This is a genomic window from Burkholderia aenigmatica (assembly GCF_902499175.1).
Classification (GTDB): domain Bacteria; phylum Pseudomonadota; class Gammaproteobacteria; order Burkholderiales; family Burkholderiaceae; genus Burkholderia; species Burkholderia aenigmatica.
In genome coordinates this window covers 46,075-69,926 of sequence record NZ_CABVQC010000016.1, presented here as the reverse complement: position 1 = coordinate 69,926, position 23,852 = coordinate 46,075, and the positions used below count along the sequence as shown (strand labels likewise).

Sequence of the window (23,852 nt, the reverse complement as noted above, 5' to 3'; positions counted from 1 at the left end):
CGCGCTACGCACACCGGCATCCATGCGTTGCCGGCCATGCCTCGCCGATTCCTGTGGATCACGGCCGCCCTGCTGCTCCCCGGCTTCGCCCATTCTCAGGTACCGAACGCCGGACAATCGATGCGCGACATCGAAGCGGTCCGTCCGTCGCTACCCGACGCCGCACGCCCGAATCTCGTCATCTCACCAACTGAGACCGAACCCGGCGCGAACGACGACGCCGGCTCGCGCGTGACAATCCGTGCATTCGCGATCGAGGGCAACGCGGCCATCTCCACACAGCGCCTCGATGCGTCGCTCGCCGACCTCGTCGGCCGCGATCTCACCTTCGCCGAATTCCGGCGAGCCGCCGAGCGGATCACCGCCTGCTATCGCGAGCACGGCTTTGTCCTCGCTCGCGCCTATCTGCCGCCGCAGGACATCGAGCACGGTGTCGTCCGCATTACCGTCGTCGAAGGACGCTACGAACAAATCGAACTGCGCAACCGCTCCCGCGTGCTAGACCGGGCCTTGCTCCAACCGCTCGCCGGGCTTCATCCGGGCGACATCGTGCACGGCGGGCGTCTCGAACGCAGCCTCATGCTGCTGAACGAAACGCCCGGCGTCGACGCAAAAGGCATGCTGCGTCCAGGCAACGAGTCCGGCACGACGGATCTCGTCATCGACGCCGAACCCGGCCGGCTCGCCAACGGGTCCGTCGAATTCGACAACTTCGGCGATCCGCTCACCGGCCGCTATCGCGCGACCGGTAGCCTTGACGTCAACGCCCCGCTGCGGCTCGGCGATCGATTTTCGCTGCGCGGACTGACGAGCAACACGAACCAGCACTACTACCGCGCCGCCTATCAGCTGCCAGTCGGCCCCGCGTCGACGCGCGTCGGCATCGCCTACTCGGACATGAGCTTCCGGCTCGGCGGCAGCATGAAGGATCTCGACTATCGCGGCGGCGCCGACGTCCGCTCCGTCTTCGTCACGCAACCGCTGCTGCGCAACCGCCGGAACACGCTCGACGCACAACTCGCGTACGAGAACAAGCATCTGCGCGATATCTACGGCGCCTTCGATGTCGTCAGCGACAAGACCGTCGGCGTCTGGACGCTCGGCCTGACCGGCAACAGCCAGGACTACTTCGGCGGCGGTGGCCGCAGCGGCTTCTCGGCATCCATCGGCATCGGCCGCCTGCACGGCAACGATCCGCTCGGCATGAACGATTTCACCCACGCCCAGGGCCGCTTCGCCAAGCTGAACGTCAGCGCGTTGCGCCTGCAGGCGCTCGGTGCGCGTTGGCAGCTCTATACGCAGTTCAGCGCGCAACTTTCGTCGCGCAATCTCGACGCATCGGAAAAATTCAGCCTCGGCGGGCCATACAGCGTGCGCGCTTACGCACTCGGCGCAGGCAGCGGCGACCAGGGCTGGCAGGCCAGTGCCGAGCTGCGCTATCTCGCCGCGTCTCGCGTGCAGATCAACGCGTTCGCCGATACAGGCCGCGTGCAACTCAACAAGCAATCGTGGTCGCGAGATCGCAATGCCCTGCAGTTGTCCGCGTTCGGTATCAGCGCGAGCTGGTTCGGCGACCGCCATCAGGTCAGCGCGACCGCCGCGCTGCCCATCGGACATGCCGACCCGGTCGCATCGGCTACGCGCTCGCCGAGCGTCTGGTTGCAAGCCGCCCGGTATTTCTGAGCGGTGCAGGACGAGCGGCCCGGCCCGATCAGGGTCCTGGCCGCGCGTACCGCGGGCGACCTGGCCGCCCGCCTCGCCGGAAGCGATCGAGTCCGAGCGCTTCCGGCTTATCCGCTTCATTAGGTATACATATCAAAATGAAGCGATCACCTTGTACTCAACCAGAGGGTAACGACCCATGAACAAGACCTATGCATTGGTCTGGAATCAGACTCAAGGTTGCTGGAGCGCCGTCGGGGAAACCGCGCGCCGGCACGGCAAGCCGGGAAGCGGCAAACGCCTCGCCGCAGCGGCCATCTCGCTGCTTGGCCTGGCCGCCATGCCCGCGTTCGCGCTGCCTACCGGGGAAACGCTCGTATCGGGCAAGGCCGACATCCTTCGCGACGCCGACAGCAAGTCCATGACTGTCAACCAGCACTCCGACAAGCTCATCACCAACTGGAACGACTTCAGCATCGCCGGCGGCGAGCGCGTGTCCTTTCATCAGCCCGGCAGCCAGTCGATCGCACTCAACCGCGTCATCGGCAGCAACGGCAGCCGGATCAACGGCCAGCTCGACGCGAACGGCAAGGTATTTCTCGTAAACCCGAACGGCGTGCTGTTCGGCTCCGGCGCACAGATCAGCGTCGGTGGGCTCGTCGCGTCGACGCAGAACGTCACCAACGAGGATTTCCTCGCCGGCCGCTATCGTTTCGCGGGCAATTCGACGCAATCGATCGTCAACGACGGCCGCATCACGGCCGCTGACGGCGGCAGCGTCGCGCTGCTCGGCGCGCGCGTGTCGAACAACGGCGTGATCCAGGCGAAGATGGGCCGCGTCGCGCTCGGCGCCGGCAACGCATTCAACGTGAACTTCGACGGCAACGGCCTGCTCAACCTGCAGGTCGAAGCGGGCGCGGTCGACGCTCAGGCCAGCAATGGCGGCCTGCTGAAGGCCGACGGCGGCGAAGTGCTGATGACAGCCCGCGCGGCCGGCGATCTGCTGGGCGCGGTCGTCAACAACACGGGCACGATCGAAGCGAAAGGGCTCGCGAACCGCGGCGGCAAGATCACGCTCGACGGCGGTACGGTCAAGGTCGCTGGCAAGCTCGACACCAGCGCGGCGCAAGCCGGTGCGCCGACCGGCGAGATCGTCACGCGCGGCGAGCGTGTCGACGTGGCAGCCGGCGTACAGGTCGACACGCGCACCGGCGACGCAGCCGGCACGTGGACGATCGAGGCGGGCAACGCGGGCGTGAACGGCAGCGCCGGCGGCGATCGTTCGCTCGATGCCGGCACCCTGTCGCGCACCCTCGGCACGACCAACGTCGCGCTGACGAACACGCGCGGCAACCTCACCATCGGCGGCCCGGTGTCGTGGACGTCCGATCGTGCGCTCGCGCTGACGTCGCAGAAGGGCAAGGTCGAGTTGCAGCAGGCGCTGATCGCGGCCGGCGAGAACGCCAGCGTCGTGGTCAACGCGGCGGACGCGATCCGCGTCGACCAGGCGGTGAAACTCACCGGCCGCAACGCACACCTCGAACTCAACTCGAAGAACGGCCATACACTCGCGAACGGCGCCGCCGTGACTTTGTCCGGCGAAAACGCGTCGTTCCGTTCGAACGGCGACGACTACAAGGTACTGCACACCATCGCCGATCTGCGCAACGTTGACGCGAACCTCAGGGGCCGCTACGTGATGGGCAACGCGATCGACGGCGCGAACGTGCGCTTCCGCAGCCTTGCCGGCGGCGGCGCGTTCTCCGGCACGTTCGACGGCCTCGGCAACACGATCAGTCGCCTGATCATCTCGAACCCGGGCCAGACCGCCGTCGGCCTGTCCGAACAGAACGCGGGCCGCATCGCGAACCTCAACCTGCTGAACATCGCGACGACCGCGAACGGCCTGCCGTACGGCTCGCCGACATTCGTCGGCACGCTGGCCGGCATGAACACCGGCGTGATCTCGAACGTGAAGGCCAGTAACGTCGTCGTCACGACGCAGGGGCGCACGATCGTCGGCGGGCTCGTCGGCGCGAACTACGGCATGATCGACCATGCGCAGGTATCGGGACGCATCGACGGCGATCGCGATGCCCTGTCGATCGGCGGTCTGGCCGGCGAAAACCGTTCGCTGCAGGCATTGCCGGTGGCGACGATCCGCGACAGCCACACCGACGTGCGCGTGACCGCCGCGCTCGACGGGGCGACGGGCGGCCTCGTCGGCACGAACACCGGCCTCATCGAAACGTCGTCAAGCGCGGGCAGCGTCGTCGGCACGGGCGACAAGTCGATGGTCGGCGGCTTGATCGGGGTTAACGAACGTGGCGGCGTCGTCAGGAATTCCGCATCGTCCGCAATCGTTACCGCTCGCCAGAACGCCGTCGCCGGCGGCCTGGTCGGCGCCAACGCCGGCACCATCCTGGCGTCGCGCGCCGACGGCAAGGTCACGGTCGGCGATCGCGGCATCGCAGGCGGCTTCGTCGGCGTGAATTCGGGCGAGATTGAAACGTCTGCCGCGAACGGCGACGTCGTCGCGACGGCCTCTGGCAGGGTCGGCGGTTTCGCCGGCTCGAGCCTCGGCCGCATCAAGGACTCGCAGGCAAACGGCAACGTGACGACCGGCAACTCGACCTGGGCCGCGGGTGGCTTCGCCGGCTACAACGAAGGCGACATCGACGCATCGACGGCCAACGGCAGCGTCATCGCCGGTACGGACAGCACGGCGGGCGGCTTCGTCGGCCGCAACGACGCGGCGGGCCGAATCCATGCATCGAGCGCTCACGGCAACGTCAAGGCCGCGGGCAAATCGACGATCGGCGGCTTCGCGGGCACGAACGACGGCTTCGTCGAGACGTCGCTGGCCGCGGGCAACGCAACCGGCGAGCACGCAAGCACGGTCGGCGGTTTTGCCGGGATCAATACGGGCGCCATCGCGACATCCGATGCATCCGGCGACGCGATCGCAGGCAACGCAAGCTCGGCAGGCGGCTTCGCCGGCGTCAATACCGGCCGCGTCGAATCGTCCAGCGCGTCCGGCAGCGTGACCGCCGGCGCCTCGAGCGCGGCCGGCGGGCTCGTCGGGGTCAACCGGGGCATGGTCCGGACGACGAAGGCAGTCGGCAACGTCATGGCCGGGCTGGCCAGTACCGCCGGCGGCCTGATCGGTCGAAACGCAGGCACCGTGCTCGAATCCCGCGCCGAGGGTGCCGTCAAAGCCGGCGACATGTCGACTGCGGGCGGCCTGATCGGCGTCAACGAATCCGGCCGTATCGCGCTGTCGCATGCATCCGGCGATGTCGAGGCTGGCACACAAAGCTATCTCGGCGGGCTCGTCGGCAGCCTCATCGGCCAGATCGACCAGTCGCACGCGACCGGCTCGGCGAAGGGTGGAGACTTCAGCTACGTCGGCGGCCTCGTCGGCAGCAACGGTGGCGTCGTCACGGCGGCGTCGTCGAGCGGCACGGTTTCCGGCGGCCGGTATGCACGACTCGGCGGTCTCGCAGGCGGCAACTTCGGCTTCATCGAGGGCTCGTCGACCAGCAGCCATATCGACGTCAAGGCGGGCTACAACCAGTTCCACGGTCCGCTGGTCGGTCTCAACTACGGATACGTGGCGCCCTGAGCGCCACCCGCATGGCGTTGGGTGTCATGGGCTCGAACCGATGCCCGAACGCCATGACGCGTCGCAAGCAGGATGAGCACGCGTAACCGGCAGCCTCCGGGCTGCCGGCCCATAGACCGGCCGACCGGGAATACCGGGCGAGCCGGTCTTTTGGATTTTCAGTGCGGACAGCAAGATGACACGCGAATTCGGTTCACGGGGAACACCGATCCGGACAATCCGGTAACGGTGGCAACGGCCTGCCTGTTACGTCATGCATCCGCCCCGCATCTGCTTCGCTTTCCGGCAAACGGATTTAGTACTTATCCCATTTCAATCTTCTCTGCGCCAATGGACAATTGTCGACCTGCTCGAGCAGACCACGCTAGTGTCCAATAAGCACCGGCTCCAGATCCAGTGCTTGTCTCGACCGACAGCCCCGGGAAAAATCCGGTGCTTCCAATTTCGCCGATACAAGGCAGTAAAAAAATTAAATATGCGATATTTCTATCAGTACTGCTACCAATTCATGCGCTTGCCGCATGCACAGCCAACACGAAAGACGGACGGGATTACTTCATGGTCACCGTTCGCGGGTTCACCCCCCCGCCTTTCAGCCCCGGCGACATCCCGATCGGCGGGATCATCTATCAAGCAGAGGGATCAGGGCTGACCTTCACCAATGCGTCTGACCCGTGGGGTCCCAAATCGACCTGCTCCACCAGCACCTATACGTACATCACCGGCGTTGGGGTACCTGATGCCAGCAAGGTTTATCCAACTTCCGTGCCGAACGTCGGATTGCGAGTCGTATCGCCCACCGGGCAAGTGGCACCGTTCGTCGAACAGGGGACGAACGATCTGGTCAAGCCTTGGAACATATACTATGCACCCACGATCCAGCTGATCAAAACCGGAAACGTGACGGAAAGCGGCGTATTGAGTGGTGCCTATGCGCACTACCGGGCAAACAACGGCTCGGGTCAGGTGCTGGTGGAATATCGCTTCGCCAAACCCGTCCTCGTCACCCCCAAGGTTCCGAGCTGCACGGTCAGGACCCCACGCATCCAGGTACCGATGGGTGAGACGATGCTTCGACCGTTTTCACCGGCATCGGCTCGACAGCGCCGTCCCGATCGTTCGGGATCGACGTATCCTGCTCGGGTGGCGATACGGGAACGTCTGCCAAGGTGTATGTCACGCTGACCGACGCAACGAATCCCGGGAATACGTCGAAGACGCTGTCGCTCTCGAAGGACTCGACCGCCGGCGGAGTGGGCCTTCAGATCTTGAAGGATGACGAAGTACTTGGATACGGTCCCGAATCTGCCGCCATCGGCAACACCAATCAATGGCTGGGCGGAAGCGTCGCGCAAGGCGCCGCGGGCATGACCATCCCGCTCCGGGCCCGCTATGTGCAAACCAGCCCGCGCATTACGTCGGGAACGGCGAACGCGATCGCAAACTTCACGATGAGTTATCAGTGAAATCGCTGTCATCTGCGCATCGCGCAGGTGACAACTTTCTTGATTACCGAGTGACCCGAAACGTCAAGCGCAACGGATGAGCCGGAGACCAGGGTGTCCACCGCGTCACACTCGAGCCCGGTTCAGGCAGTGATCGAAGCGGGCCAGCCCGAGGGCCGTCAAACCCGTCAGGCTGGCGCGTTCCCATGTCGGCTCGTGCTACTGGTAGCTCATGGTGAACGTCGCGGCCGCATCGGCCAATCCTCCCTTCAGCGGGCCGGTCGCTCTCAGATAGCGCGCTTTCAACGGAATGGACACGCTGGTATTGCCGTACTGCCCGACGAACCACTGATTGGGATTGCCAGACGCGGGGGAATCCGGCCCGAAGCTGACAACGGTATCGTCCGCTCGACGGATTTCCACCCCGACTCCAGTCGCGGCATTGGAACCAGACGAGGCCAGTGTCAGCAGGCCGCTGCGGTTGCCCGGCCTCGCGGCATCGGTCAGCGTGATAAACATCCTGGTCGATGTCCCCGCCGTCCCGTTCGAGCATTCCAGATTGATCGAGAACGACTGGTAGTCGGACGCACCACCTGTGTCGAGCGCCTTGGTCGAAACCGAGCCCAGCGGCACGCCAATCACCTTGTTCTGTACCGTACAGCTCGGCACGGAAGGAACAATCGGCAAACCGCCCGTCAAGAAAACACGGCGCACCACAGATCTGTGGTCGGGGTAGTATGTTTGTCCGATCTCGCCGGACAGGGACCCTGCGGCCGTGATCGGACCAGTCTTGACAAGCTCGATGCTAAAGTTGCTCGAACTCGACAAAGGCCCCCCCTTGGAAGGCATATAGTCTTGGTTCGGCCACCATTGGTCTGGATTGATCCCCCCCTTTATGCGATAACCGACGCCTGCTACGGAAGTCGGATAGGTATGGTAGTTCGCGTTATAGGCACCGACACCTTGATATAGCCGATTCCCGATAGGGAGGTCGATGCCGTTGGCATCTGGGCAGTAAGAGACGCCGCCCGCGCCACTTGCTGTTCCCTTGCCACTGTACAAGACGGTGCCGTCCGGCACTTCGGGATCGAAAGCAGCGGGCTTGAACGCAGGAAACTCGACCGTCTGATACGGAATCTTTCGACCGGTGTAATCCTCCTTGACATAGCACTCCGCAAAAGCCGATACAGGAATCGTCGTCACGACGGCGACAACACACATAACAAGTAATTTCATAAACACCTCCGGTACGTAGCCTGCAGGACGGACCGCACGACGCAATCTCGTTGCACACATTCGCTTCTGGCACGGAATAGCTTCCGACGCCCATTCGCTCATTGCCTTGCGCGCCACGCATCCATTTGCGCATATGACAGGCATGGGCCCACGTTATCGCTTTGCCACGCGATCAATCCGACGCGCGGCTCGTGGAACCAGCGGTTCCGCCACCTCGTATGGCGATCATCGACCTGCCATCTTGCAACTCATCGCCACGCGCTCATAGGCAACGGCCTTCTTCCGCTCCGGCAACGCATAGCCGCCTTCGCACGATCCCTCGCTCCAGCGAATCGACAGACGCCCCTGTTCCTTGGTGCCGAACACGAGCACGCGCGATTCGTTGTCGACCATGCCGAGCACCTTGTCGTTCTCGTCATAGGCGGTCGCACCGAACGGCACCTTGCCGCCGTCATTCATCGTCACGTCGAACTGGACCCGGCGGCCCGTCTCCGCCGCGAAGCGCGCCTTGACGATCGCGCCGCGCGTCGGCACCACCGACTTCGCGTTGTCGGTCAGATCCGTGTCGAAGCCGAGGCTTTCGGTATCGATGTTCAGCCAGTTGTAGCGATACGGCTGCGCATACGGCAGGATCGCGTAGCCGTTGCGGTCGGTGCTGATGCTCGACGACGACGAGAAGCGCGCGCCGCGTACCCCCTCCACTTCGGCGATCGCGAAGGTCTCGCCCACCGTTTGACCCAACGTGATGCCGCCGCTGTGCGCGACGATCGAGCCCGCTGCGCCGACGTCCAGATGCTTGCCGTGGCCGGACTGGTTGTAGTTCGACGTCAGCTTGGCCATCGGCGTATCCCAGCCCAGACCCACGCCACCCGATCCGCCAGAATCCTTGCGGTAATCACCCTGCACCGAATAGTTGACGGTGTTGGAATCGTTCAGGAACCCGTTCACGCCTGCCTGCACGCTGACATCGCCATTCGTCGAGGCCACCGTGTTCGCGAACGCACGATGCGAACGCGCGCCGATGCCGATCGGGATGCTGACCGATGCGGAGAACTGCGTATCAGTGCGCCCGAACGCGCCGGTATCCCGTGTGTGTGCGACCGAGACGCTGTAACTGAGATTCTTCAGCGCGCCGCTGTAACCGAGCTGGATATTGCGGCTCGAGCCGCCGCGGTTCCAGTAGCTCGTGTCGCCAACGCTCGCATAGAGCGCCCCGCTCCCGCCCAGCGACTGGTTGATGTTCAGGTCGACGCGGCTCTTCTGGCGGCGATAGCCGCCGCCCCACTGGCGGTCGAGATCGTCGACGTGCTGGCTGAACGTGCGATAGCCGTCGGTCGAATAGCGATAACCGACCATCGTGAAGGTCGTGTCGGTGGCCGACAGCGTTTTTGAATACAGGAAACGGAAACTCTGCCCGCTGGACTTGCGGCCCGGCGTGTTCGACTGGCTGTGCGTGACGTCGAACGAGACCCCGCCGAATGGCGAGTTGTAGCCGACACCCAGTGCGATCGCCGCATAGCGCTCGGCCCCGATGAAGCCGCCGTAGCCGGTGAGATTATCGGACACCCCGTAGACCAGCGATCCTTGAGCGAACTTGGGGCGCGACTGGCCGAAGCCGCGATACTGCCCGGCCGAGAATGCATAGCGCATCGTGCCGCGGCGAATCATGACGGGCAGATACGAATACGACTGCCGGAAAATACGCACGCTTCCGTCGGACTCGATGATTTTGATCTCGAGGTCGCCGTTCGAACCGCTCGGGTAGATGTCGCGGAACTCGAATGCGCCGGGCGTCACGGACGCCGAGTAAATCACGTAGCCGTTCTGGCGAACTTCGACCACCGCGTTGCTTTGCGCGATGCCGCGCACGACCGGTGCATAGCCGACGTCGTTGTCCGGCAGCATCCCCGTATCGGAGCTGACCTGCACGCCGAGGAAACGCACGCTGTCGAAGATCTCGCTGGACGAATACACCTCACCCGCGGCGAGTCGCCCCTTGATGCCTTTCAGGTCGCGCTCGACATAGCTGCGGTTGACGCTGAAATTCGACGGTGAACCGCGTCGCCACGATAGCGAGGATTCGTTGCGCAGCCGCCACGCACCAATGTTCACGCCGTTGCGCAGCCCGAGATACCCGTAGTCGCTGCGATAGCCGGAATCCGTATTGTGACTGAAGTTCGCCTGATAGTTCGAATAGGCCGCGACGATGCCTTCGTCCCAGAGCGACGGATCGACAAAGCCGCGTGTTTGCCCCGGGGCATAGATCTGCGGGATGCTGATGTCGAGCGTCAGCGCACCGACATCGAAACTCGAAGACGCGCCTTCGACCCACTCGTCGAGATTGACGATCGCATTGTCGTCAAGGCCCGCGTCCAGCTTGTGCTCGCGCTCGAGACGCTTCAGGTTCACGCCGAGCGACTTGAGCAGGCCATATGTGATCACCGGCCGCACCTCGCCGGATGCACCCGCCTTGAATACGATCGACTCGCGTTTCGCACGCCGCTGGTTCAGCGATACGTCGACGTCGTAGACACCGGGCGCGACCGAACTGCCGCGCTCGAAGTAAGTCAGCTCGACAGGCCCTTCTCCTTTCTTGAGGAACTGATCGTTGAACTCTGCCGCTTGACTGACGGCGGGTGCAATGACGGCGCCGAGCGCCATCAGACAAGACGCGCGCTGGCAAGCCTCTGCGATTTTCTTGACAGTTGTGTTCATGTCTTGATTGCGTACCCCTCTCACTCAGCCGAGTCAGCAGAAATGCGCACCTCTCCTATTTAATTAGTACAACGTATTTATTTGTCGCGAACAATCCGGATGGCCGACGGATTCTCGGCGCGCTATTTCGACATATCGGACTCTGTGTTGACCGTTGCGCCGAAATCGTTGATCGAGCTGAATTCGACCTTGGCGCTCACTGGCTGTGCGTGCCCGGTGAAATCCTTGACCGCGAGCCGCTTCACGGATTTGGGTGCAATCATTTCGGCGACGACCGGATAGGTGTTTGCACCGGCTTTGAGACTGGCTCGGCCCAGCGAAACGAAATAAGGTGTGTCGTTGACGACGTCCAGCGCCGGCTTTCCGCCATCGCCGCTCCAGCGCCACTTCAACTGGGCGGGCGCCTCGTCGACCTTGCCAGGCAGATCGGCAGGTCGATAGAAAAGTTTGATGCGTTGTCGCACGGCAATCTGCAGCGAGTTGTCGCCCTTTGCCCGTTGCGGAATCTCCTGCACGCTCAGCCAGAACACCGACTCACGGTCGGCCGGCAGCCCATCTCCTGCATAGAAAATCCGGAGGATCTGCTGCTTGTCGCCACCGAGCCTGCTCAGCGACGGCGTGATCGCAAACGGCAAATCGCCCTTCTTGTCGCCGTCGTATTCGAGCCACGACTGGATCATCACATCGTCTTTCGACTGATTCTTGACGACCATGGACGCTTCCTTGCTCGTCGCCGAATAGACGACGCGCGTGCCTGACAGCGAAATACCGGCGTGCGACGGCGTGGACATAGACAACATCGAGCTGGCCGCGACCAGCCCGGCAATGAGAGATTTCTTCATATCGGATTTGACTCTGGAGGCGGCGATGAAATGGCGTGCGCGCCATTTCATCGCTCGATGGGGGATTTACTCGTACGACAGCGTGAACGGCAGCGTGCCGTCGGCCGTACCGGCTTCGACCTTGTCGCCGTTCGCGACATAACCGGCACGCATGTCCAGTGCCGCGGTGTAGACCGGCGCCTCGTCCGTGCCGCCCTTGACCAGCGGTGCGCTGATCGTCTCGTTGGCCGCCAGGTTCAGCAACGTGTTGCTGCTGTCGTAGATGCCGATGCCGACGCCCTTCGCGGTGCCCGAGACCTGCAGCAGTTTGTTGTTCTTGCCGTCGACGCCCGAGCCGGACCGCGGGTCGAACTTCATCTTGACCAGCGTCAGATCGGTTGCGGTGTTGCCGCAATCGAGATTCAGGCTGATCGACGTGCCGCCCGCGATGCCGTGCCCGGCCGTACCGCCGATCGAGTCCGAGCTGACCGTGCCGAGGTTGACGGCGATGTCCTGCTTGCCCTTTTCACCGGTCACGTTCGTGCCGGCGCCGCCCGTGATCGAGCACGACGCCGCGGTGATGTTGCCGGTGAAATTGATCGTGCCGTCGGCCGCCATGGCCGAACCTGCTGCGAACATGCCTGCGACTGCTGCCAGGGCGAGAATCTTCTTGTTGAAAGTCGTCATTGTTTTCTCCAGTTTGAACAAGATTTAAAACTCCTTACAGAGCAAGACGAATATTGCCAATTCGTCGGAATTCTGTGTCTAGTTCACGACCGATATTCGACTTTCAAACAATAGTACTAGTACGAATTCATGCTTATTTCACAATCAATCGCTTCAATGTTAAATGGATTTTTCAATCGTGTCCGCTGCAACTCCGACGACCTACATCGCCATCGCAAGACAATCTGCTGGATCACGCCCATCGGCCTGTCGCGCTGCCGCCAGCGGCGACGACGGAGTTTGCTTCGGTCGCCTCCGGTTCGTTGCTGGCTGCCTAAAGTGGAACGGACAATCACGGACATGTCTGCTGGTGTGTCGAGTCAAGATCTCGTCTGAATGGTCGATTTTTAAAATTTCAAAAAATCAGACAAGAAATTTTCATTAATTACCCGAACCAACAAAAACAACCAGATTATCATTAACCATGATTAATATCCCCGTGGAATTATCTACGTCACTCGAAATATCAAGACGCTTTATTTATCAACCCAAACCCGACCAGGGTTGCCGGCGTGGGTGTACGGATCGGCGCGAACGCAGAAAACCGCGTTAACGGGTGGGCTGATTACGTGTATGACTACGGCAGCGCGAGCAACCTCTCGTTTCTACCTGCCTTTATATTCGTGCTCGAATTGGCCAAGACAGGCCCGATCATGAGCCGGTCGCCCCCCGTCTCTTTCAGCCGCGACTCGAGCGCAACCGGCAACCCGAACCAGTGGTTCGTCACGGAAGCGGGCGACAAGGGCGTCAATATTCCGCTCACCGCGCACTACATCCGGACCGGCAACATGAAAGCGGGCGCCGCGGATACCGTCGCCACGTTCACGATGAGCTATCAGTGACGCGATGCGCGCCGGACCTTGCGGCCACGCGGCACCGGTCGGCCGGTGCACGCCCGGCCCGCGCCGGGTATCGCCTCAGCGCTCGAGGGCCTGTGCGATCTCGCTCCGGAAGGCAAGCCAGTGCGCCTTGAGCGCCTCGATTCCGCCCCCGCCGACAACACGTTCCATTGCGGCGCATGCGTCTCGCGCCGCCGTATCTCCGGCCAGCGCGAATCCGCCGCGCATCGAATGCAGTTCGTCCCTGACCGGATCGACCATGCCGCTCGACAACGCCTGATCGATCACCGCCAGCGAGTGCTGCGTCGCCGTTCGCAGCGCGTCGCTCATCTCCTCCGTCATCACCGGCGTGGCGCTTGCCGCGGCCGGATTCAATCCCGCCGCCGGCTCGCGTTTGCCATGCCGCCTCAGCACGGCGTCGAGCGCGTCGATCGACAGCGGCTTGAGCACGACCTCCACCGCACCAGCCTGCGTGCAGCGGCGGTAATCCTCCTCGGTGGCGTGGGCCGTCATCGCGATCACCGGCACGCGCGCCCCCTGCTCGCGCAGAAAGTTCGCCAGCGCGAAGCCGTCGAGCTCCGGCATGCCGAGATCGGTCAGCACGACGTCGAACGGGTGCGCGAAGTACGCGCGCATCGCCTCGACGCCGTTCGTGACGATGGTCGCGTCGTAGTGCAGCGCATCGAGCTGATCCCGCAGCAATGCGCGGCTCGCCGGATGATCTTCCGCGACCAGCACGCGCAATGGCGATTCGTCCTCGTGCGACGACACCGGCGCGACCGGCGCCTCGGCGGCCGGTTCGTCGAACGCCGCCCGCCAGTCGGCAGGCGCGGCGGGCAGCGGCAGCACAGCCGTGATCGTCGTGCCGTCGCCGGGCCGGCTGTCGACCGTCAGATCGCCGTGCATCAGCCGGGCAATCCGGCGGCACAGCGGCAATCCCAGCCCGGTGCCGCCGAAGCGGCGGTAGATCGACGCGTCCGCCTGGATGTAGACGTCGAACAGCGTCGGCAGGCTGTCGGCAGCAATGCCGATCCCCGTATCGCGCACCGCGATCTCGACGCCGTGCACCAGCCCCGCATCGATGCTCACGCCACCGCGCTCCGTAAACTTGATTGCGTTGCTGACGAGGTTCGACACGATCTGGCGCAGCCGGGTCGGATCGCCGACGTAGCCGTCGGCCAGCTCAGGCGAGATCCGGCAATCGAGCGTCAGATGCTTCGCGTCGGCGAGTGGACGGAAGATCTCCGCGACCTCGCGCAGCACCGCACGCAGATCGAACGGCACGGCCTCGAGCACCATCTGGTTCGATTCGGCTTTCGACAGGTCGAGCACGTCGTTGATCACGCGCAGCAGCGCATCCGACGACGACATCACCGTCTGCAAACGCCGCCGCTCGTCGGCCGGCAATGCCGCGCGCGCCATCAATTCGAGATTGCCGACGATCGCGTTCAGCGGCGTACGAATCTCGTGGCTCATCGTCGCGAGGAAGGTCGACTTCGCCTTGTTCGCATCGTCCGCGGCTTCCCGCGCCTCACGCAGCTTGTGCTCGACCTGCTTGCGCGCGGTGATGTCGGTGAGCGTGCAGAGCAGCACGTCGACGCCGCGAAAACGTGCACGGACGATATGCGCAGCAAGATAGGCCGTGCCGCCGCCGACGAGGTCGACCGACAACTCGTGCGTGACGACACGTCGTGTCCGGCCTCCGGCGATACTGCCCTGGTAAGCCTGCCAGATACGCTTGCCGAGCGACGGCACCGTTCCAGCCTCGCCATATGACTGGGCGGCGTCATTGCGCACCATCGTGTCGCCATTGGCCAGCGACAGCAGCATGAGCCCGGCCGGTGCCGTGCGGATCAGCGTACGGTTGAGCGCCTCGCTCTCGATCAAGCGGATCGCGCGACGGTTGGCGGGGCGCAGCGCACGCCGGTCGAACGTAACGATCGAGATCCATAGCAGTGAAATAGCCAGCAGTGCGGTGGCGATCGTCAGGCCCGCTCGTATCGCGACGGCGCCCATGACGCTGCGCCACGAGAAGGTCGCCATCAGCACCAGATCGGAATTCGGCAAGCGGTCGCTGATGACGAAACGGGAGCCGACGCGATGCACGAACACCCGCTCGCGTTGCGGATCGTTCGCATGGTCGAGCGCTCGTGAAATCATGTCGCTGCTGCGCTGTGCGCCAGCCAGAAGTTGTGCGCGCGTATCGATCAGCGCATAGTCCTCATCGTCTGAAATCGGCGCAAGGATGCTATCGACCTGGGAACGAACGGTGACGACGCTCCAGGCAAACGGTTGCCCGTCGGCGTCATACAGCCGGCGGACGAACCGCATGATCGGATGCCCGAGCAGCGGATCGAAACGCCGTTCGATCACGACCGCGTCGTTGTGCGGGAGGGCTGCATCGGACGGCATCAGCTGCCGTGCCAGCGCCTTCACCTGGGATCCATCCGGCAACGCGGCAGCCTGCGTGGCGGCCCCAACGCCGCCCACGGACACAAAATTGCCGTCGATACCGATCAGGTAAATGTTGAACCCCGGGAGAACCGGGGTCACCTTGGGTGCCACTTCCAACTGCGGCATGATCAGGCCGAGATAGCGCGAATACCTGCTCGCCCGATAGTCCTGCGTGATGTCGGCCAGTCCGACCAGCGCGATCTGGCTCGATCGACGCCAGATTATCCTGCCGCGACCCTCCGTGAATTCACGCAGCACGTCTCGCGACGCCTGCTTGTCGAACCTCCAGAGGTTCATCGCGTTGTTCGCCTGTTGCCCCGACAGCAGGTACGTCGCCTGCAGCTCGGCAGATAGCCGCACCTCACGCCGCAGAAACGCCCCCGAAGTCTGCGTGAAATAATCGAGCACTTCGAGCCGCACGACGAGCGCCGCGCACACGAGGATAAACGCCGTGATCGCCGCGCCGCTGCCGTACAGCAATGCGTGCTGCTGGCGCCGCACGCGCCCCGGATCGAATGGCCTGCGGCCCGCCGCAGCGGCATGCGCAAGCAGCGCTTTCAGTTTCGTGGGCATGCTTGTTCTTGAAGTCTCTCCCCGGCGCGCGCCGCGATCGCCCGACTAGGCATCGGCCCCGGGCAATTCGGGCAACTGCCCCTCGCTCGCATAGCGGATCAGGTCGGCATCGCGGACGATGCCGAGCTTCTTCATCGCGCTCGACTTCTGCGAACTGATCGTCTGCTTGCTGCGATGAAGCTGGACCGCGATCTCGCCGACCGTCAGGCCGGCCCCGTATAACCGCACGACTTCGATCTCGCGCGCCGTCAGCGCACGCGTGTTCGACGACGACTTGGTTTCCTCCAGCAACTGCTTGACGAACGGCGACAGGTAATTCGCGCCGACGTAGGCCGCGTGAACCGCGCCCACCAGATGCGACATCGCATCGGATTTACTGAGGATGCACCCGACGCCCTGCCGCTGAATCGCATGCAGCACGCTCGGGTTGTCGATCATCGTGATCGTCACGAGATGAATCGCGGGATAGCGGCGCTGCAGAAACGACAACAACGCCAGACCGTCGCCATACTTGCCGCCCGGCATCACGTAATCGACGACGAGCACGTCGCTCTGCTGCTCGTCGAGCATCGCCACGAGGTCAGTCGAATTCGAAACGGTGCCGAGCAGCTTGATCGTGCTGCTGCCCGTGAGCGTCTGCGACATCCCGAGTGCAGACGAAGGGTGATCGTCCGCCACAATCACACGCACAAAAAATTCATCCATCTCTATTCTTCTCCCGATACACGCGGTCCGACGTGCCATGTTGTGCGACGCGCCGGGATTCGAATCGATCTCGCAACGCGGTCGCGTTGCCACGTTCAGCGAACCGGGCGACGCGCAGCGCAATTTTAAGATAATAGGCGGGTTCTGCGGCGCTGAGATACAGGTGGATGCGGGTGCCTGCGCCGGCGTGCGCCCGCCGACGTCCGACACCACCGCCGTCTCACCGCCTGCCTGGCCGGGTACGGGATGGCGGCCGCTGGCCCCTGCAGCGATCCACCGGCCACGGCCCCCTGATCGACGGCGCGCCCGGCGCCATCGATCCGTTTCGCGAGGCGGCCGGTGCAGCCGCCGAACCTAACGTTTGACCACTGATTTGTCCGGTTCGCTCGATCCATCATCCGTCGCATGCTGCCACTCGGTGATGGCTCGCCGCTTCTGCGACGGCGACATCATCATGAATTCGTTCAGCTTCGTGAGGAAATCCCGTCTGGATTTCTCCGGCAGCGTCGCAAATCCAAGCAGCAGCCCGAACACCTTTCCCATATAGCGCACGGCCTTACCCTTCCTTCTTCAGTCGAAATCACGCGGCACCTGTTCGATGCGGCGTGCCTGCCTTCCCTGTTTGACGCCGGTGGTCTACGCCACCGTGACGTCGCGTTCCTGTTATCTTCCCGGTGAATGTGACACTGTCGCCGCCATACCCCGCGAGGCCGGCCGCTCGTCCGCCGCACCGACAGGAAAATCGATGCCGTGCCGCCGCGCGATGCGTGCCAGACAACGACGCAGGTCGGCCAGCGTCACCGGTTTGGTCAACATGCATTCGATGTCCAATGCCGCATAGCGTCGCGCGTCATCGGGCGCCAGATGCGACACCACGACAATCATGTCGCACGACACCGCGCGTGCATGGACGGCTTCCGCCAGTTCGCCGGCCCGCATGTCGGGCAGATCGGCACCGAGCAGCAGCACGTCCCACGCGCCGCTCGCAAGCATATCGAGCGCCGCGCCACCGGATGACACGCATCGGATCGCACAGCCGAGCACGTCCAGCTGCTCGCGGAAAATCGACCCGTTGACCGATGCATCGTCTGCGACCAGCACGCGCAGCACACGCGTGGCGGACGCCGACACCGCTGACTGGCGGGTATCGGCCACGTCGACCCGTGCGCGCCGCGATTCGGCCTTCATGACACGCGCCTGCTCGATCGCCGTGTGCAGCCCGTTCAGCGAATAGCTCGACACGCGGACCGTACGGCCCGCAATGGCCGGCATCAGCGGGCCGTCCGGTGTCGCCAGCACGACGGGCGTACCACCGCCGAGGCTGTCGAGCTCCTCGCGCCGCCATTGGTCGGATTCGCCGAACAGCACGATCGCATAAGCACGCGCGAGGCATCCGGCTGCAATCCCGATCGGGCTCGGATGCATCGTGACGTCGAAGCCCCATGCGCGCAGATGCGGAAAGGCAAACGTACGCCACGCATCCTCCGGCGACACGACGATCAGCGTGCGCCCGGCACCGCCTCCGGCGGCGACCGGAAATCTCGGCGCAATGCCCATACCCAGCGGCAGGCGAACGGTAAACAGGCTGCCGACGCCCGGTGCACTATCGACCGAAATCGTCCCGCCCATCGCCGTGACCAGTCGATCGCACAATGCAAGGCCGAGCCCCGTGCCGCCGTAGCGCCGCGTGATCGATGCGTCGACCTGCGAGAACGGCTTGAACAGCCGGACCTGGTGCAGGCGGTTGATCCCGATGCCCGTGTCCTCGATGCCGATCGATAGTTCAGGCGCACCGCGCGCATTCCGCCCGACCGACACGCGTGCGACGATACGCCCGTCGCTCGTGAACTTGATTGCATTGCTCAACAGGTTGCCGACCACCTGCGCGAGCCGCGTCGGATCGCCACGCATCCGCTGCGCGCTGCCCGCATCGATATCGGCGAGCAGCGGCAACCCTTTCGCCTTTGCCACGGGCGCGAACCCGGCCAGCTCGCGCTCGATCACGGCGATCACGTCGAACTCGATCGACTCGACCGACATCGCACCGGCTTCGATCTTCGAGAAATCGAGGATGTCGCTGACGATCGCGAGCAGCCCCTCGGCCGACGCGCGCAGCGTGTGCACGCGACTTTGCTGTGATGCATCGAGCGCCGTGCGTTCGAGCAGCTCGAGATTGCCGAGGATCACGTTCAGCGGCGTACGGATCTCGTGGCTCGTCGCGGCGAGAAACGACGACTTGGCCGCATTCGCCGAATCGGCCGCGCGTACGGCCTCCTCGAGCTGATGCACGAGCCGGCGCTGTGCAGTCGTGTCGGCGAACACCGCGATCAGCACGTCCTCGCCCTGATATCGCGCGCTGTGCGCGATGATCTCCAGATGCAGCGGCGCATTGTCCGGTGCATCGACCACGAGCTCGGTCACCATCGTCCGGCCGGCTCCGCCGTTTGCGACGAACGCGTCGTACATCTCGAGTACCTGCGCGGACAACGCATGGTGGTCGCCGCCGTGCGGCAGCAGCATGTGCGTCAGCACATCGCTCGCGAGCATCACGCGCCGGTCGGACAGCGACACGAGGCCGATGCCGACCGGCGCCATCGCGATCACGCTGCGGCACAGTGCCTCGCTGTCGAACACGCGGGCCGAACGCGCGTAAACCGGCACGAGCACGCGCCGGTGGAATCGCACCAGCAGCACCCACATCACGACGATCGCGACGAGCGTCGATGCCGCGAGCGCGCCGGCCTGCACGCCGATGCCGGCCGCCACATCGGCCCACGACAGCGCATAGGCGATCGTCCAGCCGGTTGTCGCGAGCCGGCTGCGGAACACGATCGTGCCGTCACGAAAGAGCGTCTCGCCGGCTGCCTCGCGGCCGTGTGCGACGTCGAGCCTCGACAGGCGCTCGGCTACCGCATTCGTGCGCTCAACGTCGGGATCGATCGCAATGAGCCGGTTATCCGCCGACGTGATGAAGAACACGCCGGCCGGGCCGCGCCCGGGCAGCCACGACAGCAGGTATTCCGGTGCGTATTCGGTGACGAGCACCGCGAACGGCTCACCGCCGGTGCGCGCCTCGGCGGCGATCCGGATGCGCGCCTGCCCCGTCACCGGGTTGATGTACGGCGGCAGCCAGCGGACATGCGGCCGCCCATCGTCCGGTGACGGTGACGGGCCGTCGAAATCGACGTGCAGCGCCTCGAGCACGCGCGCGCGCGCGTCGGCCGACGCAAGGGCGGGATTGTCGCGCGACAGATGCGGCACGAAGCCGAACACCCCCGTGCGCGTGCTGTAGTGGTAGCCCTCCAGCGTGCGCCCGCGATTGATCGAGCTCGCCGCGCAGATGCGCGACAGCAGGAACGACAGTGCGAGATAGCGCGCGACCTCGCCGCGCTGCGCCGTTTGCCCCGGCACGCCAACCACGAGCGACGGATACGGCGTGATCGCGAGCTGCTGGCCGTTGTCGAAGAAGCGGTTCACGACATCGGCCGGCGCTTCGCCGAGCTCGCGCCAGATCAGCTGCGTGTTCGCCACGCCGTTGCGGAACGACGTCTCGCTCACCTGGATCTCGTCGACGGTTTCCTCTACGCCGTTCAGGAAGGTGCGCCGCTCGCCGTCCAGGTAGCCGTAGACGATCGACATGATCCCGAGCGCGCAGGCGATCAGGATCAGGATCGTGACGACCACGCCGCCACCGAACATCGAGATGCTCTGGTAGCGACGGATGGATTGAAGCGTGCTGTATGGCATGGCCTGACGTGGCGCCGCCCTCCGGTGCGGGCCTGCGGCCAACGCCTTGCCGGAGCGGACGTCACGATGGAAACATTCGGGATAGTGGTGTCCCGATCATGCCAAACGAAACTGCGGAAATCAGTCGCGCATTATCCTTTTAGTACATGTACTACTCGATTGAATATGTCTTTTGAACTTGACCGAGATTTTGAGCCCGGAACCGCATCGGCGGGTGCATCGGATCGAACCATGCGCATCGTTGATCCATGGTGCGTGCACGGGTAAACGAAATGCCGCCGGCAAGCCGGCGGCGAATGGTGCGCCCACGGGTGACGAGGCACACCTGAGGCACTCGATACGGTCAACGCGCGTCGTTCGGCACGCGCTCGGCCCGATACTTGTCGCGATGCCGGCGAAGCCTCCCGCTCAGTTCTGCGTGAGCGGATTCAGTGTCGTGCACAGGAAGCCCGTGCAGTTCTTCGGCGTGAAATAGAACGATGCCATCGCGAGCGGCGGCGTCGTGCCGAGCGCGATATCGCTCAGGTATGCGGCGCCCTGCGCGCCGAACGTGTTCGACTGCTGGACGAAGTTCGCGCCGGTCGACTGGATCGCGGCCGACTGGTACGTGAAGGTCGGCGATTGCGTCTGATCCTTCACGTAGACCCACGAGATCGTCGAACCGAACAGCATCCCGCCCTTCGCGCGATAGCCCTTCGCCCCTTCGCTGTTGGCCTGCGCGATAAAGTCGCTGACGGTCGACGTCGGCGCCAGCGCGTCGTATGTGTAGGTCGCACTCGATGCGTTGTTCTTCATGTACACGTTCGCCTGCACGGCCCCCACCGCCATCGGGCCGAGGAACCAGTAGCCCGACTGGCCCTGGCCGTTCGCCTGCGTGAGGAACGCGTTGGCATCGGCCGGCAGGCCGGTCGTCGTGTACGTGTAGGTCGCCGACGAACCGCCGTCCTTGCGATAGAGATCGCCGTACGTGAGCGGCCCTTCGTAGCGGTAGCCGCTCGCCCCTTGCGCGTTGGCCGCGTTGACGAAGGACGTCATGTCGGCCGGCGCCGTCTGCAGCTGGTACGTGTAGGTCTGCGCGGTGCCGTCGTTCACGAAGATCGACTGCGATCCGCCGTTGGTCGCGCTGTAGTAGAAGTCGCCCAGATAACGATAGCCCTTCGCGCCTTCGTTGTTGACCAGCGTCAGGAAGCTCGCCCGATCCGCCGCAACAGGCTGCGCATCGTAGCGCCACGTCAGCGTGCTGCCGCCCGAACCACCCGAACCGCCATTGCCGCCGCTTCCCGTCCCGCCCGAACCCGTGCCGCCGGTTCCACCGCTGCCGCCGTTGTTGCTCGTGCCCGATCCACCGCCGGACGGCGCGGGCGAGGAATCGTCGCCGCCGCAAGCGGTCAGCGCCAGACAGGTCAGTGCGATCAATGCAACGGCTTTCATCGGGGTCACCTCAATGCAAAAAGGACGAACGAAGCCGGTACGCGCGGATCACCCCGCGCGCACGGACGGACACGAATCAGGAATCGGCCGGCGGCGCACCGCCGGCCCGGGCGCGTCAGTTGACCTGGAGCTGGCCGCCTCGGCCAAGGCCGCCCTTGACGTCCTGCGCCTTGTAGCTGCGCAGCGCGACGACCATCTTGTTGTACGCGTCGATGAACGCGACGACCGTCGCCTTGCCTTCCGGCGTCGCCGAGAAGCCGCTGAGCGCACCGCCCACGCCACCACCGAAGCCGCCCAGCGCCGCGCCGTAGTTGGTCGCCGTCGAGCTGCCTTCCGACGCCGCGATCTGCACGGCCGAGCGCACGTCGAACAGCGTCAGCGTGACGACCGACGCCTTCGTCTGAAGATGGCCGGCCACCGCCGCCACCGCGCTGTTGCCGATCAGCCCGCCGATCATGCTGCCGATGCCGCCGACCGGCGAATCGTTGATGACGATCTGCGGTTCCATGTAGTAGTCGGCCGCGACCCGCTGGCCCTTCTGCTGCTTCGAGCCCGTGCGGTACTCGCCCGAGTTGCGCTGCAGCTGCGTGATGCGCGACAGGCGCGCGTCGCTCTTCTGGTTGCCGATCGACGTGATCACGAAGCAGTTCGACTGCTGGACCGCCAGGCGCAGCAGCGGGTCGATCGTCGTCATCTTGGTCGCGCTGCCGAACGGGCCCCACCAGTCGGCGTTGCGGCCGTCGTCGACGGCGATCGTGCCGAGCGGCGACGCGCAGCGCTGCAGCCCCGAATCGGCGCCGGCGCTCGCGCCGCCTGCCGCCGCGCCGGTCACGCCGGCGTTCTGTCCGCCCGCATTGACGATGCCGCCGCAGCCGGCCACGGACGCGCACAGCGCTGCAACCAGCGCACCTTGAGTGAGACGATGGGAAAGGATGGTCTTCATGTCGTTGTCGATCGATAGAGTCGTTGTTCGGCTTATGTGTTCGTGCGAACTTCGATAAGCCCCCCGGCTGGCGCGCGATGGTGGTCTCCCCGCGGCTGCCCCCGTTGCTTCAGGCCCGGTCAGTAGTACCAGTACGTCTGCTGCCAGACGCCGTAGTACGGATAGCCCGAGTACCAGTAGCCGTAATAGCGGTCACGCCATTCCGTGCGCCATTTCCAGTCTTCTTCGTCTTCCTTCTTGGCCTGGCGGGCGAGCTCGAGCAGCTTCTTCGATTCCTTGTCGCCGCGGCCGGCCGCGATCGACAGCCACTTCTCCGCTTCGCGCGCATCGGAGCCCATTTCCTCGAGGCCGAACAGGTAGAAACTGCCGAGCGCCTTCTGCGCCTGCAGGTCGCCGCGCTCGGCGGCCTCGCGCATCCACTTGAGTGCCTGGTAGCTGTCCTGGCGCACGCCGTCGCCGCGGAAATAACGCAGGCCGAGGTCGTAGGCAGCCTTCGGCTGGGTCTTCGCGGTCTGCTTCAACGCAGCGATGCGCGGATCTTCACGGTCTTCCGAATCGCCCCTTTTTTGATAGGACACCTGATCTTTAGGACGGTCAGAACAACCTGTGTCGTCGCAGATCCGTACCGTGTTGCTGGTGATGGACGGATCCTGCGCGCACGCGGCCAGTAGCAACAGCAGCCCCGGTGCGAGTAAACGGCGGTACATTGTTACCTTCCTCATGTTTTATTGGCGCCGCAATTCTTCGCGCTATCCCCCCCGCGAGCGCGCACCCGGTGGCGCGCGGCGCAGCGGATACAATCCGCCAACGCCGACACGCACGCCTAGGCTCTCTCAGGTTCTCGCTTCGAATCGCTCAGTCACTGCTTCATTGTTGTCGCTTTTCGCTGATCCGACTGTTGCCGGCATCGATCTCCAAACATGACGCGAC

At 64.2% G+C, this 23,852-nt stretch carries 16 protein-coding genes; 5 read left to right on the top strand and 11 right to left on the bottom strand.

Annotation, left to right across the window (positions count from 1 at the left end):
- Positions 1–120 precede the first annotated feature (120 nt).
- The 4 genes from BDO18943_RS13960 (at position 121) to BDO18943_RS42640 (ending at position 6,753) form a co-directional block, all read left to right on the top strand.
- On the top strand, positions 121–1,683 hold the full coding sequence (locus BDO18943_RS13960; protein WP_175022753.1) for a ShlB/FhaC/HecB family hemolysin secretion/activation protein: 1,563 nt from the start codon (positions 121–123) through the stop codon (positions 1,681–1,683).
- Positions 1,684–1,861: 178 nt separating this feature from the next.
- The gene (locus BDO18943_RS13955) at positions 1,862–5,287 is read left to right on the top strand and encodes a two-partner secretion domain-containing protein (protein WP_175022752.1); all 3,426 of its coding nucleotides are present in this window, start codon (positions 1,862–1,864) and stop codon (positions 5,285–5,287) included.
- A gap of 396 nt (positions 5,288–5,683) precedes the next feature.
- Complete coding sequence (locus BDO18943_RS42645; protein WP_235996023.1) at positions 5,684–6,472, top strand: hypothetical protein; 789 nt, start codon at positions 5,684–5,686, stop codon at positions 6,470–6,472.
- Positions 6,379–6,753 (top strand): fimbrial protein, encoded by a 375-nt coding sequence (locus tag BDO18943_RS42640; RefSeq protein WP_321533534.1) that lies wholly within the window; start codon positions 6,379–6,381, stop codon positions 6,751–6,753. Before BDO18943_RS42645 ends, BDO18943_RS42640 begins: the two co-directional genes overlap by 94 nt.
- Positions 6,754–6,951: 198 nt before the next feature.
- On the opposite strand, the gene BDO18943_RS42635 is transcribed toward BDO18943_RS42640, so the two are convergent.
- From BDO18943_RS42635 to BDO18943_RS13930, 4 genes are all read right to left on the bottom strand, one after another.
- Positions 6,952–7,968 carry a fimbrial protein gene (locus BDO18943_RS42635; RefSeq protein ID WP_235996022.1) on the bottom strand — a complete coding sequence of 339 codons (1,017 nt, stop codon included), beginning with the start codon at positions 7,966–7,968 and terminating at the stop codon, positions 6,952–6,954.
- 225 nt (positions 7,969–8,193) lie between these two features.
- Positions 8,194–10,683, bottom strand: coding sequence for a fimbria/pilus outer membrane usher protein (locus tag BDO18943_RS13940; RefSeq protein WP_205187809.1), 2,490 nt, complete (start codon positions 10,681–10,683; stop codon positions 8,194–8,196).
- Positions 10,684–10,805: 122 nt separating this feature from the next.
- Positions 10,806–11,576 carry a fimbrial biogenesis chaperone gene (locus BDO18943_RS13935; RefSeq protein WP_235996020.1) on the bottom strand — a complete coding sequence of 257 codons (771 nt, stop codon included), beginning with the start codon at positions 11,574–11,576 and terminating at the stop codon, positions 10,806–10,808.
- 15 nt (positions 11,577–11,591) lie between these two features.
- Positions 11,592–12,191 carry a fimbrial protein gene (locus tag BDO18943_RS13930; protein ID WP_175022751.1) on the bottom strand — a complete coding sequence of 200 codons (600 nt, stop codon included), beginning with the start codon at positions 12,189–12,191 and terminating at the stop codon, positions 11,592–11,594.
- Between the two features lie 551 nt (positions 12,192–12,742).
- On the opposite strand from BDO18943_RS13930, the gene BDO18943_RS13925 reads away from it, so the two are divergent.
- Positions 12,743–13,072, top strand: a complete 330-nt coding sequence (locus BDO18943_RS13925) for a hypothetical protein (protein WP_175022750.1) — start codon at positions 12,743–12,745, stop codon at positions 13,070–13,072.
- 75 nt (positions 13,073–13,147) lie between these two features.
- Here BDO18943_RS13925 and BDO18943_RS13920 read toward each other — a convergent pair whose 3' ends face one another.
- The 7 genes from BDO18943_RS13920 to BDO18943_RS13890 all read right to left on the bottom strand — a co-directional run bounded on the left by BDO18943_RS13920 (position 13,148) and on the right by BDO18943_RS13890 (position 23,629).
- On the bottom strand, positions 13,148–16,096 hold the full coding sequence (locus BDO18943_RS13920; protein ID WP_175022749.1) for a hybrid sensor histidine kinase/response regulator: 2,949 nt from the start codon (positions 16,094–16,096) through the stop codon (positions 13,148–13,150).
- 45 nt (positions 16,097–16,141) lie between these two features.
- Positions 16,142–16,801, bottom strand: a complete 660-nt coding sequence (locus BDO18943_RS13915) for a response regulator (RefSeq protein ID WP_175022748.1) — start codon at positions 16,799–16,801, stop codon at positions 16,142–16,144.
- Positions 16,802–17,155: 354 nt separating this feature from the next.
- Positions 17,156–17,344: a hypothetical protein gene (locus BDO18943_RS13910; protein WP_175022747.1), complete on the bottom strand. Its 189-nt coding sequence runs from the start codon at positions 17,342–17,344 to the stop codon at positions 17,156–17,158.
- 120 nt (positions 17,345–17,464) lie between these two features.
- On the bottom strand, positions 17,465–20,548 hold the full coding sequence (locus BDO18943_RS13905; RefSeq protein ID WP_175022746.1) for an ATP-binding protein: 3,084 nt from the start codon (positions 20,546–20,548) through the stop codon (positions 17,465–17,467).
- A 408-nt stretch (positions 20,549–20,956) separates the two neighbouring features.
- Positions 20,957–21,979, bottom strand: a complete 1,023-nt coding sequence (locus BDO18943_RS13900; RefSeq protein ID WP_175022745.1) for a hypothetical protein — start codon at positions 21,977–21,979, stop codon at positions 20,957–20,959.
- Positions 21,980–22,094: 115 nt separating this feature from the next.
- Entirely contained in the window at positions 22,095–22,922 is an 828-nt protein-coding gene (locus BDO18943_RS13895; protein WP_175022744.1) for a hypothetical protein, read from the bottom strand.
- Between the two features lie 119 nt (positions 22,923–23,041).
- The gene (locus BDO18943_RS13890; protein ID WP_175022743.1) at positions 23,042–23,629 is read right to left on the bottom strand and encodes a tetratricopeptide repeat protein; all 588 of its coding nucleotides are present in this window, start codon (positions 23,627–23,629) and stop codon (positions 23,042–23,044) included.
- Between the last annotated feature and the right edge of the window lie 223 nt (positions 23,630–23,852).